This window comes from Breoghania corrubedonensis (assembly GCF_003053845.1).
Taxonomy (GTDB): Bacteria; Pseudomonadota; Alphaproteobacteria; order Rhizobiales; family Stappiaceae; genus Breoghania; species Breoghania corrubedonensis.
This window is the reverse complement of the sequence record NZ_QAYG01000002.1, coordinates 19,575-35,264: the sequence shown is the minus strand read 5'-3', so window position 1 is coordinate 35,264 and position 15,690 is coordinate 19,575. Positions and strand designations below refer to the sequence as shown.

Here is a 15,690-nt window from a genome sequence, read left to right as displayed (position 1 = left end):
GTTTTCGCTTTCGTTCGCGCTCACTTGCCGCTCTCCGACCAGACGCCCTCGCGGCGCAGTACCTCTTCCGCGGCGGCCTGTTCCGCCAGCCGCTTGGAAGGTCCGGTGCCGGATCCGTTATCCATCCCGTCCACCGCCACCGTGACAGTGAAGAGCGGGGCGTGGTCCGGGCCGGAACGCTCGGCGATCTTGTAGTTGGGGGTGGCAAGGCCCTTGCCCTGTACCCATTCCTGCAATGTCGTCTTGGCGTCGCGCTGGTTGCCGCTCCAGGCCAGCATCCGGCCGCGCCAATGGTTGTCGATGAAACGGCGGGCGGCTTCCCAGCCGGCATCCCTGTAGAGCGCGCCCAGTACGGATTCGCACATGTCGGCGAGCAGCGCCACCTTGCTCCTGCCGCCCGACTGGGCTTCGCTCTCGCCGATCACCATCATCTCGCCAAGGCCCATTTCGGCCGCGACCTCGGCACAGGTCTCGCGCTTGACGAGGTGGTTCAGCCGGCGGGCCAGCTCGCCCTCTTCCGCTTTCGGATAGGTCTGGAACACCATGTCGGCAACGGCGAGGCCGAGGACGCGGTCGCCCAGGAATTCCAGCCGCTCGTAATTCTCCGTCGCACTGCGCGCCGAGGGCAGTGCGCTCGCATGCGTGAGCGCACGGATGATCAGCGAGCGGTCGGAGAATTCGTGTCCGAGTTCGCGTTCGAGCCGTTTCAGCGAAGTGGCGTTGTCACGTGCCATTCAATCCTCAAAGCGTCTTGAAAAGCCGGTCCCAGCGTACGGACCAGGGCCATTTCCAGAACATCCATGCCGGTTCGCCGTCCCTCACGGAGAAGAACAGGATCTCGGCCTTGCCGACGAAATTCTCAAGCGGAACGTAGCCCACACCGGAACCGTGGACGCGACTGTCGGCGGAATTGTCGCGGTTGTCGCCCATCATGAAGTAGTGCCCCTGTGGCACCTTGAACAGCTCGGTGTTGTCGGCCGCCCCGTTGGGGATGAGGTCGAGCGTGTCGTAGGACACGCCGTTGGGCAGCGTCTCGCGGTAGCGCGGTACGCGCTCGGTCTTGCCGTAGGCGTCGGTCTCGATGTAGTCGTCGATCCGCTCGCGCGGAACGATCTTGCCGTTGATGTAGAGCCGGTCGTCGATCATCTGCACCGTGTCGCCAGGCAGGCCGATCACGCGTTTGATGTAGTCGGTGGAATTGTCGCGCGGAAGCTTGAACACCGCGATGTCGCCGCGCTGCGGATCGCCTTCCCAGATGCGGCCGGAAAACGGTGCCAGGCCGAAGGGGAAGGAATACCGGCTGTAGCCGTAGCTGAACTTGGAGACGAACAGGTAGTCGCCGATCAGCAGCGTATCCTTCATCGATCCCGAGGGAATGTTGAAGGGCTGGAAGAGGAAGGTCCTGAGAACCAGGGCCAGCAGCAGCGCCTGGATGACGACCTTCACGGTTTCGCCCCAGCCGCCTTTCTGACTGTCTTTATCGCTCGCGTCGCTCATCGGGTCCTTCGCGTTCATGCTGCTTCGCGTCACTTCGTGCCATTGGGCCACGAAGCGGCGCGCGTCCACAGGTCGGCCCGGCTGAAGCGGGCGGCTTTTCATATCCTTGCCGGCGCGCCTTGTGGGGCACGCCAGGCATTTCAAATGCAGGGCCGGGCTGCTGTCGCCCGATGCCGTCCGGTCCCTATGCTGCGCATGTCCGGGGGGCGGAAAGCACCACATCTCCGGATGGCCGCCCCCGAAGGGCCGGCCTTGGCCCGAAGTCCCCACCCGGGATGTCAGGCGCGGGGAATCGGATCATGATTCCGCAAGACCATCATGCGCGAACGAGGGTCTTGATACCGGCTCCGGGAGTTGCGCGCAACGCGGGCGCTACGGATGACACATCATTTGTCCGGGTCAAGCGCGACAGGCCAATCCGCCGGCCAGGCGGAAATCACGACAAAGGCCTGCGCAAGCGGATAGTCGTCGGTGATGGTAATGTCGATGCGGGCGGCGAAGCCTTCCGGCACCATGCGCGCCAGCCGCGCCTCCGCCTTGCCGTTGAGCGCCACCGTCGGCTGGCCGGATTTCAGGTTCACCACGCCCATTTCCTGCCAGCGAATGCCGCGAATGCCGGTGCCCAGCGCCTTTGAGGTCGCTTCCTTGGCGGCGAACCGTTTGGCATAGGAAGCCGCGCGTTCCTTTCGCCGCTCCGAGCGCGCGCGCTCGATCTCGGTGAAAACGCGATGGGTGAAGCGTTCGCCGAAGCGTTCCAGCGTCCGCTCGATCCGGCGGATGTCGATCAGGTCGGAGCCGATGCCGATGATCATGCCGCCGGCGTCGCTCCGCGCGCGGCATCCATCAGCCGGCGCATCCCGGCAATCGCACCTTCCAGCCCGACGAAGATCGCCTCGCCGATCAGAAAATGGCCGATGTTGAGTTCGCGGATCTCGGAGATACGGGCGATGTCGGCGACCGTGTCGTAGGTCAGCCCGTGGCCTGCATGCACCTCCAGTCCGATATGCGCGGCATGGCGGACGGCTTCGCGCACACGCTCCAGCTGAGCGGCGCGGGCCTGTTCATTGCCCTCAAGCGCCGCCTCGCAATAGGCGCCGGTATGAAGTTCCACGACGGGTGCTCCCAGCGCGCGGGCGGCGTCGATCTGGCGGACGTCCGGCTCGATGAACAGCGAGACCCGGATATCGGCCTCGTAGAGCGCCTCGACGATCGGCTGCAGCGAGGTGAACCCGCCCTCGGCATCAAGCCCACCCTCCGTCGTGCGCTCTTCGCGCCGTTCGGGCACGAGGCAGGCGGCGTGCGGGCGTGTTCGCAGGGCGATGTCGCGCATTTCGGGCGTCGCTGCCATTTCCAGATTGAGCGGAATGGCGAGCTTCTGCTTGAGCGCGGCGATGTCTTCGTCGCGGATGTGGCGGCGGTCTTCGCGCAGATGTGCGGTGATGCCGTCGGCCCCGGCGGCTTCGGCGGCAAGCGCGGCGCGCAGCGGGTCGGGATGCGGGCCTCCGCGCGCATTGCGGACCGTGGCGACGTGGTCGATGTTCACGCCCAGGCGCAGACGCATGGTCATGAGGTCTTCTCCAGTGAGCTCGGATCCATCGTTCCCGGGTGGACTTCCCGGGGCTCGGCGCGCGTTGCCTCGCGGCGTGCGGAGAGCTTTTCGCGGCGCGTCGCCTGATAGGTGCGTACCATACCGTAGACGATGAAATAAGCGATAGTGCCCGCGATGAAGCCGAGCGGAATGGCGCCGACAAGCATCGGCTTGAAAATCGGCCAGATCGCGTCGAGCGACTGGTGGAGCAGGTCGAGCTTCAGCGGGTGATGGCCGCGTGTGGCCGGGTCATGGCCAAGCAGCACATGACCAAGCCGGTAGGTCGATGCCCAGATGAAGGGAAAGGTGAGGGGATTGCCGACCGCGGTGCCCAGCGCGGAGGCCAGCATGTTGCCGCCGATCACGAAGGCGACGAAGAAGGCCAACAGAAAGTGAAAGCCGACGAAGGGGGTGAAGGAGGCGAAGGCTCCGGCCGCAAAGCCCAGTGCCACCGCGTGCGGGCTCGCCGTCAGACGGAGCACGCGCTTGGCGAAATACCTGGCCGAGCGGGAAAAGCTGTGGCGCGGCCACAGTGCGATGCGGACCCTTTCGAGCCAATGAGGAGGATTGCGACGCTGGAACAGCATTTTTTACTCGGCCGGTATCGGCATTGAACGCGTGACGCCCCCGCAAGGGCCTTTCGCGGATGTGAGCATCCAGATCAACTCAGGCAAGCCCGCGGCTGCCCGGTTTGACCGCGGGAAGGGCCGCGAGCTCCGGCGGCAGAGCATCGGCCGGATAGGCGGGCACCTTGTATTCGGCGAGCGCGATCAGCGGAACACCACAATCGGCCTCGCCAGCCGAGCGGTCGATCAGGCAGGCGCAGCCGACGACAACGGCGCCCATGGCCCTCAGCGCGTTCACAGTCTCGCGTGACGACAGGCCGGTGGATACGATGTCCTCTACCACGATCACCCGCGCCCCCTTTTCCAGGTTGAACCGGCGCAGCCGCAATTCGCCGCCCTCGCGCTCCACCCACATCGCCGGCACGCCCAGATGGCGGGCGGTTTCGTAGCCGGGAATGATGCCGCCCAAAGCGGGCGAAACGATGTAGTCGATCGGCCCGAGATTCGCCGCACGGATGCGTTCGGCCAGCGCCTTGCACAGGATCTCCGTGCGCTCCGGATACTGGAAGACCCGCGCCTTTTGCAGGAAAACCGGACTTCTGAGGCCCGAGGACAAGATGAAATGGCCCTCAAGAATGGCACCTGATTCCCGGAAAACGGCCAGAACCTCGTCCTTCGTCATGTCTTCCTTTCCCTGTGCCACCACGCGGGGCTGTCAGCAGGTCTTCAGTTGTTCACACGCTGCGCTCCGGACACCACGGAGGCTCCGCGCAGCTGGTTGATGATACGATTAAGATGTTTCAGATCCCATACTTCGAGATCGATTGTCATCTCATGAAAATCGGCGGCGCGGCGTTTCATCTTGATATTGTCGATATTGCCGTCGTTGGCGCTGATGATCCGGGCGATTTCGGCAAGCGAGCCGGGCTCGTTGATTGCCGCGACCGCCACACGGGCGGGAAAGCGCTCGGCCTGTTCGCTGTCGACGTCCCAGCGTACGTCGAGCCATTGGTCGTAGTCGTCGAAATCCCTGAGGGTCTTGGAATGGATCGGATAGATCGTGATGCCTTCTCCGGGCGTCAGGATGCCGACAATACGATCTCCCGGCACCGCCCCGCCATCAGGTGCAAATCGGATGGGAAGATTGCCCTTGAGACCGCGTATCGGCAGGGACGCGGTTTCCTGGGCCGAGCCCGCCGGCACGCGGAACTTCAGCCCCGTGCCGCCCTCCAGGTCGAACCACCCGTCCTCGCGCGCCATCTCCGGTGACGTCGCCCGCTCGGTGCCGATCTGTTCGTGATGGGCCTCCTCGTGGGTCGGGTCGATGACGTTGAGGACGTCGGCGGCGTGAATGTCGCTGCGCCCGACGGCGGCCATCAGATCCGTGACGGAGCCCTGCGAGAAGCGCAACAGCACGGGAGCGAGCACCTGGTCGTTCAGTTCCAGCCCGCGCCGTTCGAAGCCGCGCTGGAGGATCAGCCGGCCGAGCGTCGCGTACTTGTCGCGCTGGGCCTCGCGGATGGCACGGCGGATGGCGGCGCGCGCCTTGCCGGTTACCGCGATGGTGAGCCAGTCCTCGGTGGGCTTCTGGGCGCCGGAACGGATGATCTCGACCTCGTCGCCGTTTTTCAGCACCGTCACCAGCGGCACGATCTGGCCGTTGATCTTGCAGCCGACCGTGGTATTGCCGATGTCGGTGTGGACCGCGTAGGCGAAGTCGATCGGCGTCGCACGGCGCGGCAGCGCGATCAGCCGGCCCTTCGGCGTGAAGCAGAAGACCTGGTCGTGGAAGAGTTCGAGCTTGGTGTTTTCAAGGAATTCTTCCGGCGTGTCGCCCTGCGAAAGCATGTCGATGGTCTGGCGCAGCCAATCGTAGGCGCGCGATTCATCGGCAAGCCGTGCGATGTTGCGGCCACCCTTGATGCCATCCTTGTAAAGCGCGTGCGCGGCAATGCCGTATTCGGCGACGCTGTCCATTCCCTTTGTGCGGATCTGGAGTTCGACGCGCTGGCGCGATGGGCCGACGACGGTCGTGTGGATGGAGCGGTAGTCGTTCTGTTTCGGCGTCGAGATGTAGTCCTTGAAGCGGCCCGGCACGCTCGGCCAGGCGGTGTGGACCACACCGAGCACCGCGTAGCAGGTCTCCAGATCGTCAACCACGACGCGGAAGCCGTAGATGTCGGAGAGCTGCTCGAAGCCGATCGATTTCTGCTCCATCTTGCGGAAGATGGAGTAGGGGCGCTTCATCCGGCCGCGCACGGTGGCGTTGATATGGCGCTCCGCCAGCCGCTCGGTCAGGTCGCGTTCGATGCCGCCGATGAGTTCGGTGTTCTTTTCGCGCAAGCTTGCCAGCCGCTCGGTGATGGTCTGGAAGGCTTCCGGATTGATGGTCTGGAAGGCCAGTTCTTCCAGCTCGTTGCGCAGGTCCTGCATGCCCATGCGGCCGGCGAGCGGCGCATAGATTTCCATCGTTTCTTCCGCGATACGCTTGCGGCGCTCGTCTTCCTTGACGAAATGCAGCGTGCGCATGTTGTGCAGCCGGTCGGCGAGTTTGACCAGTAGAACGCGCACGTCGTCGGCGATCGCCAGCAGCAGCTTGCGGAAGTTCTCTGCCTGCTTGGCTTGGCGCGAGACGAGGTCGAGCCGGCTGATCTTGGTCAGCCCGTCAACGAGCTTGCCGATCTCTTCGCCGAAGACCGTGTCGATCTCGGTGCGGGTTGCGTCCGTGTCCTCGATCGTGTCGTGCAGCAGGGCGACGGCGATGGTGGCGTCGTCCAGTCGGAGATCGGTCAGGATCGCGGCGACTTCGAGCGGATGGGAGAAATAGGGGTCGCCCGAGGCGCGCATCTGGGTGCCGTGCTTCTGCATGGCATAGACGTAGGCCTTGTTGAGCAGCGCCTCATCGGTGGTCGGGTTGTAGCGGTTGACCCGTTCGACGAGTTCGTATTGGCGCATCATGGCGGTGGCGACGCATTCCTGAAGCTGGCCCCGCGAGGGCCGATTTCGGACAAACAGACGAGGGACCTTACCTCAGATAAGTTACCCGTCTGCGAAGCGCCAGAGCGCGCCGCAACCGGTGATGCGGAGCGAACTTTCCACCGTCGGGCTATCCGGCAAGAAACCCGACCACGCGAAAGGGCGGGCGATGATCAAAAGGGCGGTGCGCATGATGCGCGCCCGCCCTCGTGATACAGGTTCGTTACAAGCGCACGGCAGGCGCTCGTTACGTGGGCGCGCGGAACGCACGAGGCGCACCGCTGCCGATCTCAATAATCGTCGTTGCGATCGGGCGGAACCAGGCCTTCCAGGCCCTTGAGCAGATCCTCTTCCGACATGCGGTCGAACTCGACCGGCGGCTCGGAGGAATCGCCCGTCTGCATGGCGGAGGAGGCGCTCGGCACCATCGGAACGGCTTCCGGTTCCGGCTCGTCGACTTCGACGTATTTCTGCAGCGAGTGGATCAGGTCTTCCTTCAGGTCTTCGGGGCTGACGGTCTGATCGGCGATTTCGCGCAGCGCGACGACGGGGTTCTTGTCGTTGTCGCGGTCAATGGTCAGCGGCGAGCCGGAGGCAATCATCCGGGCCCGATGGCTGGCCAGAAGCACCAGATCGAAGCGGTTGTCGACCTTGTCGATGCAGTCTTCGACAGTCACACGCGCCATTGCAGGTCTCCAGTCGCGGGTCGCGAATGGCGCAATTGCGCCAATTCCGGCCCGATGTCTCGTTGGCGCGCGATGTTTCGCGATGTCTGCGGGCCTCACGGTCATTCCCGAAGAGGGCCGGACGCTCTTTCGCGCGCATGGGATTGAACTCGCCTTATTAGGGTTTTCGTCCCGCAAATGCAAGGGTTCGCGGTGAGGTTCAACGCATCGCGTTCGCACATCCACCTCCGGTCACGCAGAGGGACCGGCCGGCGGCGGCGGGGCGGCGGAATAGCGGCTGTGCGAGGTGTCCGTTCGGATATACGTTCGGGTTCAGACTTCAAGTCGAATGGTCTCGTGGCGAAACGCTTGGGGTAACCTTCCCGCTCAGCCGAAATTTGTCTTGAAGGTCAAAGTTTTTCGGAAAATTTCGGATGTGATCCTTAATTCGTACAAAATCTGTAGTCGTACTGTGTTCTTGCGTACGATTATATTTTATATTAGAGACGCAAAAAACGAAGTTGGTCGCATTGGCTCGGGCTCCGTGCCTCATTTTTAGTGCTCATTACGCCTCTGGTTCGGGGTTTCGCAGCCGATCGGCCTCATTCTTATCTGTGCACATGGCAAGTCCAAACCCATAGAAGAAAAGAGAATAAAGATGTTTGACCCGCGCGAGAAGGTTGCGCTGTTTATTGACGGTGCGAATCTTTACGCAACCGCAAAATCCCTCGGCTTCGACATCGACTACAAGCGGTTGCTGAAAGAATTTCAGGGCAAGGGATATCTGATGAGAGCGTATTATTATACGGCTCTCGTTGAGGATCAGGAGTATTCGTCGATCCGCCCGCTCATCGACTGGCTTGATTATAACGGTTACAAAGTCGTTACAAAGCCTGTCAAAGAATTCATCGATGCTTCCGGCCGCCGCAAGATCAAGGGCAGCATGGATATCGAGCTTGCAGTCGATGCCATGGAAATGGCGGAGTATGTCGATCACCTGGTGCTGTTTTCCGGCGACGGCGACTTCCGATCGCTGGTGGAAGCGGTTCAGCGGCGTGGCCGCAAGGTTTCGGTCGTCTCCACCTTGCAGACCCAGCCGCCGATGATCGCCGACGACCTGCGCCGTCAGGCCGACCACTTCATCGATCTCAACACGCTGGCCAACAAGATCGGCCGCGATCCGGCCGAACGCCAGCAGCGGCAGGCCGAGCGCGAGCGCGAAGAAGAATTCGACGATCTGTAAGCCGGTTTCCGGTCCCGGCCGCGCTCTGTACCACCAAGCCGGGCCGGTGCCAGCATGTTGAATTCGAAGACAAATCGCGCCAAGGCATACAGAAAGGCCGGGTTCCAGGACCCGGCCTTTTGCTTTTTTTCCGAACGCCTTTGCCCGCGTGTCCCTAGCCCGGGGCCGGGCGTCCGGTTGCATGCTGAGGCGGTCTCCGCCGTGTGGCTGGTCCGGTGTGGTTTCAGGTCGCTGCCCTTCGCGCGCAGGCGGGGACACGTCTTCCGCATGGGGGGATATCTTTCGCGCAAGTGAAGCGGCCGTTTTGTCCGTCAATGCCGCACGAAATGAAAAAATGTATTTCTGACAACAGCTTGACGCCGTTTTTATGCCGTTTTCGAATTCGTTTCGAATTTCGCTCGGTTTTCAATGAAAAGCGGCCTTTCGATTAGAAAATGCGAAAAGTGCGCAAAAGCGGGCAAGGGGGGCGATGTCGTCGTGCCGTGGCCTGGTCGCAGGGCGCGTCGACGGCGATTTATCCCCGCGGTTTTTCCTCGGCTGCCGGCCGGGTCCGCCCGCCGCACCGCGAGGCGGGCGGTTCTGGGGTAATGTGGCGAAACCGGGTGCGCGATTCGGATCGCACACCGGTTCCCGCGCTTCACCGATACGCCACGAGCATCCCGTTTCCATGATCAATGCCACCGACCCGGACCGCGACTGTCCCTTCTGCCCGCGCCTTGCCGAATTTCGAGACGAATGGCGCGCGCGGGAGCCGGACTGGTTCAATGCGCCGGTGCCGAGCTTTCTGCCGCGCGGCGGTGCGGGAGCGGTTCGGCTGCTGGTCGTCGGTCTCGCACCGGGCCTGCGCGGTGCCAACAAGTCGGGCCGGCCCTTCACGGGCGACTATGCCGGCGACCTCCTTTACGAGACGCTCGCCGCTTACGGCTTCTCATGCGGCACGTTCAAGGCGCGGCCCGATGACGGGCTGGAGCTTGAGGGCGCCGCGATAACCAATGCGGTGCGCTGCGTGCCGCCGCAAAACAAGCCGACGGGGCCGGAAATCAAGGCCTGCCGGCCGTTCCTGGTCAACACGCTCGGCTCCATGGAGAACCTCTCGGCGATCCTGGCGCTCGGCCGGGTGGCGCACGAGACGGTGCTGACGACGCTGGAAAAGCGCCGCGCGGCGTACCCCTTCAGCCATGGCGGGGTTCACGATCTCGGCCGCTACACGCTTTTCGACAGCTACCACTGCTCGCGCTACAACACGAATACGGGGCGTTTGACGCCCGAGATGTTTCGCGACGTCTTCGACAAGATCGCCGCGCATCTGGGGTGAGGCGAAGCGGCGTGGATGTACCTTGATACGCGCGGAAACCGGCCGCCGCTCAGCTGCCGTTGGTTCTGATCCAGCCCTGCGGACCCAGATGCTCCTGCGGCTGGAAGCGGGTCTTGTATTCCATCTTTTTCGAACCCGGCACCCAGTAGCCGAGATAGACGTAGGGCAGACCCATTCGCCGTGCGCGCTCGATATGGTCGAGGATCAGGTAGGTGCCGAACGAGAAGTGCCGGATCTCGGTATCGAAAAACGAATAGACCATCGACAGCCCGTCCGAGAGCACGTCGGTGAGGGCCGCGGCCACCAGCGGGCCCTCGCCGCGATCCTCCTCGGCAAGATCGGGTCTGTTTCCGGCGCGGCGGCGGTATTCGATGACAAGCGTATCGACATGGGTGTCTTCGATCATCAACGCATAGTCGAGCAGCCGCATGTCGGCCATGCCGCCGTCGCCGTGGCGGGTGGCGAGATAGGTGCGAAAGAGATCGTACTGTTCGGTCGAGGGGGTGGGCGGCCCTTGCCGGCCGACATAGGCGCTGCCGGCATTGCGCACCCGGCGCAGCGAGCGGGTGTAGTCGAACTCGTCGACCAGAATGCGCACCGAGGTGCAGGCGCGGCACGTATCGCAGGCGGGCCGGTAGGCGATGTTCTGTGAACGGCGGAAGCCGCCGTGGGTCAGCACGTCATTGAGAAAACCCGCACGCTCGCCCACAAGGTGGGTGAACACCTTGCGTTCCTCCTGATCCGGCAGATAGGGGCAGGGCGCCGGCGCCGTCAGGTAGAATTGCGGATTGTCCGTAATGGGCTTCGTCATGCCCCAAGCCTCGCACCGGAACCAGCTCTTGAAAATTGGCTATGTTGTCGCTCGAATGTTCTCGTAAGGGTATGAACCGGAACGAGAAAATTCAACATGCGGAAAATGCGCAGGCCACGCCGCCAGAAACGTCGCATCCGCCTGTGAGATCCTTCAGGTCAAAATCCATAATACCACGGCGCCAGCAACGAGAAAGACAGCCAAATGATCAAGACGAGCGGCGTTCCCGCGCGCAGGAAGTCGGAAAAGCGATAGTGGCCCGGCCCCATCACGATCAGGTTGGTCTGATAGCCGATGGGGGTGGCGAAGGAGCAGTTGGCGGCGAAGATCAGGCACGTCACGAAGGCGTTGACGTCGACGCCGGTGCGCGCGGCCATGTTGACGGCGATGGGGGCGAACAGCACGGCGGTGGCGTTGTTCGACAGGACGTTGGTGAGCGCGGCGATCAGCAGGAACAGCATGGAGAGGATGACGGCGGGCGGCTGGCCGGCCATGGCGGTCATCAGCGCTTCGGCCACCGCCTGCGCGCCGCCGGTGCGCTCCAGCGCGGTCGCCGCGGCGAGGGAGGCGCCGATCAGCATGAAGATACGGCTGTCGAGCGCACGCAGCGCCTGGCGCACATTGAGACAGCCCGACAGCATCATCGTCAGCGCGCCGGTGATCGCGGCGGTGACGATGGGCACCATGCCGCTGGCGGCGATGGCCACGACAGCGACGAAGATCAAGAGTGCGCGCGGCGCATAGCGGCGCTTGGGCACTTCGGCGGTGGACCAGTCCATCAGCAGCACGTCGCGGTTGCCGCGCAGGGACTGGATGTCTTCATGGACGCCGGCGAGCAGCAGCACGTCGCCGGCCTCCAGACGGATGTCGGTCATCGCCATGCGCGGCATGCGGCTGCGGCGCTGGAGGCCCATCACGACGCAGTTCGATTCCGCCTTCAGGCTGGACTGTGTGGTGGTACGCCCGATCATGCGTGAGCCCGGCGCCACGACCGCTTCGGCCAGCGACACCGCGCCATCGGTGATCGAGCGGTCCTCGTCGTCCGCCTCGCCATGATCGGAGCGCATGATCGGCTGGCGCAGCGACAGCGCCTTGGTCAGCGCCTGGCGGGTGGCGGCGACGATGACCGTATCGCCCGGCTGCAGCTCCACCCCCTCGAATGGCGGCAGGAACGGCTTTTCGCCGCGCTGCACGAGGCGCACCGTCATGTCGCGCAGCGTCGGGAACATGCCCTTGACGGAGCGCGCGCCCACCAGCGGATGATTGTAGGTGACCGGGATCTGGGCGATGAACTGCTTGCCGCCCGCCGGGCCCTGAATCTCGTCGGCCATCGTCTTTCGCGGCTTCAGCAGCCGCGGCATGACGAAGATGATGTAGAGCGACCCGATGAAGGCGAGAAGCCCACCAAGCGGCGTGAACGAGAAGAAGCCGATCGAAACGTGGCTCACCCGGCCCGCGACATCGGCCACCAGCAGGTTGGTCGAGGAGCCGATCAGCGTGGTCATGCCGCCCAGTATGGCGATGAAGGAGAGCGGCATCAGCACGCGCGCGGCCGACGTGCCGGCGGCGGCGGCGACGGCCGCAAGGACGGGAAGGAACATCACCACGACGGGCGTGTTGTTGAGAAAGGCGGAGATGGCGGCGACGCCGATGAGGATCGGCGTGACGGGGGCCAGCCGCAACCTGCGGAAGGTACGCAGGACGATCTGTGTCGGCTTGTCGAGCGCATCGGTGTGAAACAGCGCCTGACCGACGACGAGCAGCGCCATGATGGTGATGAGCGCCGGATTGGCGAAGCCCATCAGCAGTTCCGTCGGCCCCAGCTGGCCATTGGGGCCTGCCAGGGGAAAGGCGGTGAAGATGAGCACGAAGGCGACGACCGACCCGAGCGCCGTCAGCTCGATCGGAAAACGCTCCCATGCATAAAGCAGAATCGTTGCCGCGATCACCGCGAAGGTGAGCGCCATCTGGATATCGGCAACCGTCATTCGTCGCCCGCTCGCAATTGATTCCCCTGACCTTATACCATCAAGCGGCCAGCGCACCGGCGGCGGATCGTCCTCCGCCTTTGACAGGCGAACGGGCGACGCCCCAGTGTTTCGCGACGTCACAGCGCGCTGGCGCGATCTCGATGGCGTGCCGGAAGCCGAGCCCCTACGGGTTTCTGCCGACCGTGTTCAATCAGACACGGGTAGCGGCTTCAAAAGCCCGGCGCAAGCGCTGGTCAGAAAGTGCGGGCAAGTGCGCTCGAGTTGACGACGACGCCATCGACGATGATGTCGTGCAGCAGGCGTTTCTTGTTGGAGAAAAGCGAGACCAGCAGGACGAGCGGCGTGATCATGGTGAAGGACACCCAGAACAGCACCACATGGGCGATGGCGAGAAGCGGCGTCGGACGGCGGCCGTCGACGAGGCGCAGCTCGATGCCGAAGGCACGCATGCCCGGTGTAGCGGAGAACGGGCCGCCGAGCGTGAAGGCGGAATAGAGGATCGCCACGCCCTGCCACAGGAAGGCGTAGGCGAGCCAGCCAAGCCCGAGGGTGAAGATACCGAGGAAGAACACCGCGATGCCGGCCATGAAGGTGAGGATGGCGATGGCGATCACATCGATCATGAAAGCGAAGATGCGCTTCGTGCGCACGCCTTCGAAGAGCGCCATGTGCTCCAGCGGATCACGGTCGTAAAGCGCGTTGGTTTCGATGGTGCTCATGGTCGGCGCGTCCTCGTGTGGCGGTTACCCAAGGAAATTGGGGTGCCGTCGCGGTGTTTTCAATCCGGGGGGCAATTCAGGCTATGCGGACTGCCGACGCGAGGTCGGAACGGCGGTGTGGTTTCATCATTGGCCGCACGCCTGTCCCTTTGTCGCTCCCGCGGTCCTTCTTCCGTCATTGCCCGGCTTTGTCCGGGCAATGACGGTGGCGCGATGGCATGCGCGGGGAGAGGCGGCCCGGGGGCGGCGAACGGAAGCGCCCTCAGTCCGCCGTCTCGGCCGCCGCCACGCGCTTGACGTGGTAGCCGCGGCCTTCGAGCGCGGCGATGATCTCTTCCGCGTGGGCGTTGTCGCGGGTTTCCATCGTGACGTCCAGAATGGCGCCCTTGGCCGGCACGTCGAGGAACAGGCGATGGTGGGCGACCTCGACGACGTTGCCGTCCATCTGGCCGATAAGCGAAGTGATCTCGCCCAGAACGCCCGGCCGGTCCGGAATGCCCATGCGGATCGCCACCATGCGGCCCTCGCGGGCGAGCTCGCGCACGATGATGGAGGCGAGCAGGCGCGGATCGATGTTGCCGCCGCACAGGACGAGGCCGACCCGCTTGCCCCTGAAGCGCTCCGGCTCCTGCAGCAGCGCGGCAAGGCCGGCAGCACCCGCGCCTTCGGCCACCGTTTTCTGCAACGCCAGAAAGGCGTTGACGGCGCGCTCGATGGCCGCTTCCTCCACCAGCACGATGTCGTCGACCAGGCGTTCGGCGATCTGGCTTGTGAGCGCGCCGACGTTCTTGACCGCGATGCCCTCGGCCAGCGTGTTGCCGCCGCAGCGCGATTCCTCGCCGTTGAGCATCGCGTGCATGGATGGGTAAAGTGCCGCCTCCACACCGATGATCGCGATCTCGGGGGCCAGCGCCTTGGCAGCGACGGCGATGCCGGAGATGAGCCCGCCGCCGCCGATCGGCACCACCAGACAGTCGAGCGAGACGCCCGCCTCGCGGGTCTTTTCCAGGATCTCCAGCGCGATGGTGCCCTGGCCGGCGATGACGCGGACATCGTCATAGGGGTGGACAAGGGTGAGATCGCGCTCGCGGATGAGGCGTTCGACCTCGATCTGCGCATCCGCGATGGTCTCGCCGGCGAGCACGACGCTGGCGCCATAGGAGCGGGTGGCGGCGACCTTCACGTGCGGGGTCGTCTTGGGCATGACGATGGTGGCCGGAATGCCGAGCCGCGAGGCGTGGTAGGCGACGGCTTGCGCGTGGTTGCCGGCCGACATGGCGATGACGCCGCGTGCGCGCTCTTCCTCGGTGAGCGAGAGAAGCTTCACCAGCGCGCCGCGCTCCTTGAAGGAGTTGACGTATTGCTGGTTTTCGAACTTCACCCAGACATCCGCACCGGTGAGGCGCGACAGGCTGGGGGCCGGCAGGAAGGGGGTGCGCACCACCTGCCCCTCGATCAGCCGCGCCGCCTCCTTGATGTCGGCAAGGGTGACGGGAAGAGCGGAGGAACTTGCATCGAGCGGCATGATGGCACCGGAGGTGGTTTGGGAATGATCCCGCGATGTGCACCCGTTTGCGCCGGTTGGCAAGCTGGGGGGAGTGATCAGGCGGAGACGAGGCTCGCGAGCGTACTGGCGACCATCAGGATGGCGAGCGTCACGTTGATGGCGCGAAAGAGTCGCGGCATGCGCATGAACCGCGTCAGCAGCCGGCCGCCGATCATCCAGCAGAAGTTCATGGCGCCGCCGAGAAGGAAGAACGTGAGCCAGATCACGAGCGCATCGGCACCGTAGCGATCGGGCACGGTGAACTGCGAGATGGCGGCGACCTGCATGGCATACGCTTTTGGATTGAGCGGATGGATCCAGAACCCGCGCAGGAACCCGGGGGCGGCGCGGGCGCTCGTGACGTCGGGCGTGGCCGGGCCGGCCGTAGCGACCAGCCAGGCGAGATAGAGAATGTAGGCGATGCAGGCGATCTTCAGCGCACCCCAGACAAGCGGAAGCCCGGCAACCAGCGCCAGAAGACCGAGGGCGGCGAGCCAGTAGGTCATCGCGAAGCCCGCCAACGTGCCGAGGAAGAAGGGGACCGTGCGGGCGATGCCGTGGGTGCCGGAAAGGGCGACGAGGGCCATGTTGGCCGGCCCCGGCGTACCCGTCAGCGCCATCACATAGAGGCAAAGGAGGCCGAACCGGTCAGCCGGCATCAATGCGGGCAGGAGGTCGTGGACGGACATGACGGGCGATCCCACGGGTGGGCAGCTGTTGTAGGTGGGTGAAAAGACTTATTGGATCATATGGTTGAATGGAATTGTTGGGAT

Annotated in this window: 15 protein-coding genes; 2 read left to right on the top strand and 13 right to left on the bottom strand. The window is 64.1% G+C overall.

The window, feature by feature from the left end; genetic code table 11:
* Positions 1-20: 20 nt before the first annotated feature.
* The 8 genes from rnc to rpoZ all read right to left on the bottom strand — a co-directional run bounded on the left by rnc (position 21) and on the right by rpoZ (position 7,313).
* Positions 21-734 (bottom strand): ribonuclease III, encoded by a 714-nt coding sequence (gene rnc / locus C8N35_RS08145; protein WP_107989196.1) that lies wholly within the window; start codon positions 732-734, stop codon positions 21-23.
* Positions 735-741: 7 nt separating this feature from the next.
* Positions 742-1,515 (bottom strand): signal peptidase I, encoded by a 774-nt coding sequence (gene lepB / locus C8N35_RS08140; protein ID WP_428977103.1) that lies wholly within the window; start codon positions 1,513-1,515, stop codon positions 742-744.
* Positions 1,516-1,883: 368 nt separating this feature from the next.
* The gene (gene acpS / locus C8N35_RS08135) at positions 1,884-2,309 is read right to left on the bottom strand and encodes a holo-ACP synthase (protein ID WP_107989195.1); all 426 of its coding nucleotides are present in this window, start codon (positions 2,307-2,309) and stop codon (positions 1,884-1,886) included.
* The gene (locus C8N35_RS08130; protein ID WP_107989194.1) at positions 2,306-3,064 is read right to left on the bottom strand and encodes a pyridoxine 5'-phosphate synthase; all 759 of its coding nucleotides are present in this window, start codon (positions 3,062-3,064) and stop codon (positions 2,306-2,308) included. Before C8N35_RS08130 ends, acpS begins: the two co-directional genes overlap by 4 nt.
* Entirely contained in the window at positions 3,061-3,672 is a 612-nt protein-coding gene (locus tag C8N35_RS08125) for a DUF2062 domain-containing protein (protein ID WP_107989193.1), read from the bottom strand. Before C8N35_RS08125 ends, C8N35_RS08130 begins: the two co-directional genes overlap by 4 nt.
* 79 nt (positions 3,673-3,751) lie before the next feature.
* Positions 3,752-4,333 carry an orotate phosphoribosyltransferase gene (pyrE, locus tag C8N35_RS08120; protein WP_107989192.1) on the bottom strand — a complete coding sequence of 194 codons (582 nt, stop codon included), beginning with the start codon at positions 4,331-4,333 and terminating at the stop codon, positions 3,752-3,754.
* 44 nt (positions 4,334-4,377) lie between these two features.
* On the bottom strand, positions 4,378-6,609 hold the full coding sequence (locus C8N35_RS08115) for a RelA/SpoT family protein (RefSeq protein ID WP_107989191.1): 2,232 nt from the start codon (positions 6,607-6,609) through the stop codon (positions 4,378-4,380).
* A 308-nt stretch (positions 6,610-6,917) separates the two neighbouring features.
* Positions 6,918-7,313: a DNA-directed RNA polymerase subunit omega gene (gene rpoZ, locus C8N35_RS08110; RefSeq protein WP_107989190.1), complete on the bottom strand. Its 396-nt coding sequence runs from the start codon at positions 7,311-7,313 to the stop codon at positions 6,918-6,920.
* A 637-nt stretch (positions 7,314-7,950) separates the two neighbouring features.
* Between rpoZ and C8N35_RS08105 the strand changes: the two genes are divergently transcribed.
* Both C8N35_RS08105 and C8N35_RS08100 read left to right on the top strand, forming a co-directional pair.
* Positions 7,951-8,535, top strand: coding sequence for a LabA-like NYN domain-containing protein (locus C8N35_RS08105; RefSeq protein WP_107989189.1), 585 nt, complete (start codon positions 7,951-7,953; stop codon positions 8,533-8,535).
* A gap of 667 nt (positions 8,536-9,202) precedes the next feature.
* Positions 9,203-9,850 (top strand): uracil-DNA glycosylase, encoded by a 648-nt coding sequence (locus C8N35_RS08100; protein WP_107989188.1) that lies wholly within the window; start codon positions 9,203-9,205, stop codon positions 9,848-9,850.
* A gap of 49 nt (positions 9,851-9,899) precedes the next feature.
* Here C8N35_RS08100 and C8N35_RS08095 read toward each other — a convergent pair whose 3' ends face one another.
* From C8N35_RS08095 to C8N35_RS08075, 5 genes are all read right to left on the bottom strand, one after another.
* Complete coding sequence (locus C8N35_RS08095) at positions 9,900-10,661, bottom strand: arginyltransferase (protein ID WP_107989187.1); 762 nt, start codon at positions 10,659-10,661, stop codon at positions 9,900-9,902.
* 158 nt (positions 10,662-10,819) lie between these two features.
* The gene (locus tag C8N35_RS08090; RefSeq protein ID WP_107989186.1) at positions 10,820-12,649 is read right to left on the bottom strand and encodes an SLC13 family permease; all 1,830 of its coding nucleotides are present in this window, start codon (positions 12,647-12,649) and stop codon (positions 10,820-10,822) included.
* Positions 12,650-12,885: 236 nt separating this feature from the next.
* The gene (locus C8N35_RS08085; RefSeq protein WP_107989185.1) at positions 12,886-13,371 is read right to left on the bottom strand and encodes an RDD family protein; all 486 of its coding nucleotides are present in this window, start codon (positions 13,369-13,371) and stop codon (positions 12,886-12,888) included.
* A 262-nt stretch (positions 13,372-13,633) separates the two neighbouring features.
* The gene (locus C8N35_RS08080) at positions 13,634-14,896 is read right to left on the bottom strand and encodes a threonine ammonia-lyase (RefSeq protein ID WP_107989184.1); all 1,263 of its coding nucleotides are present in this window, start codon (positions 14,894-14,896) and stop codon (positions 13,634-13,636) included.
* Between the two features lie 77 nt (positions 14,897-14,973).
* Entirely contained in the window at positions 14,974-15,606 is a 633-nt protein-coding gene (locus C8N35_RS08075; RefSeq protein ID WP_107989183.1) for a LysE family translocator, read from the bottom strand.
* Between the last annotated feature and the right edge of the window lie 84 nt (positions 15,607-15,690).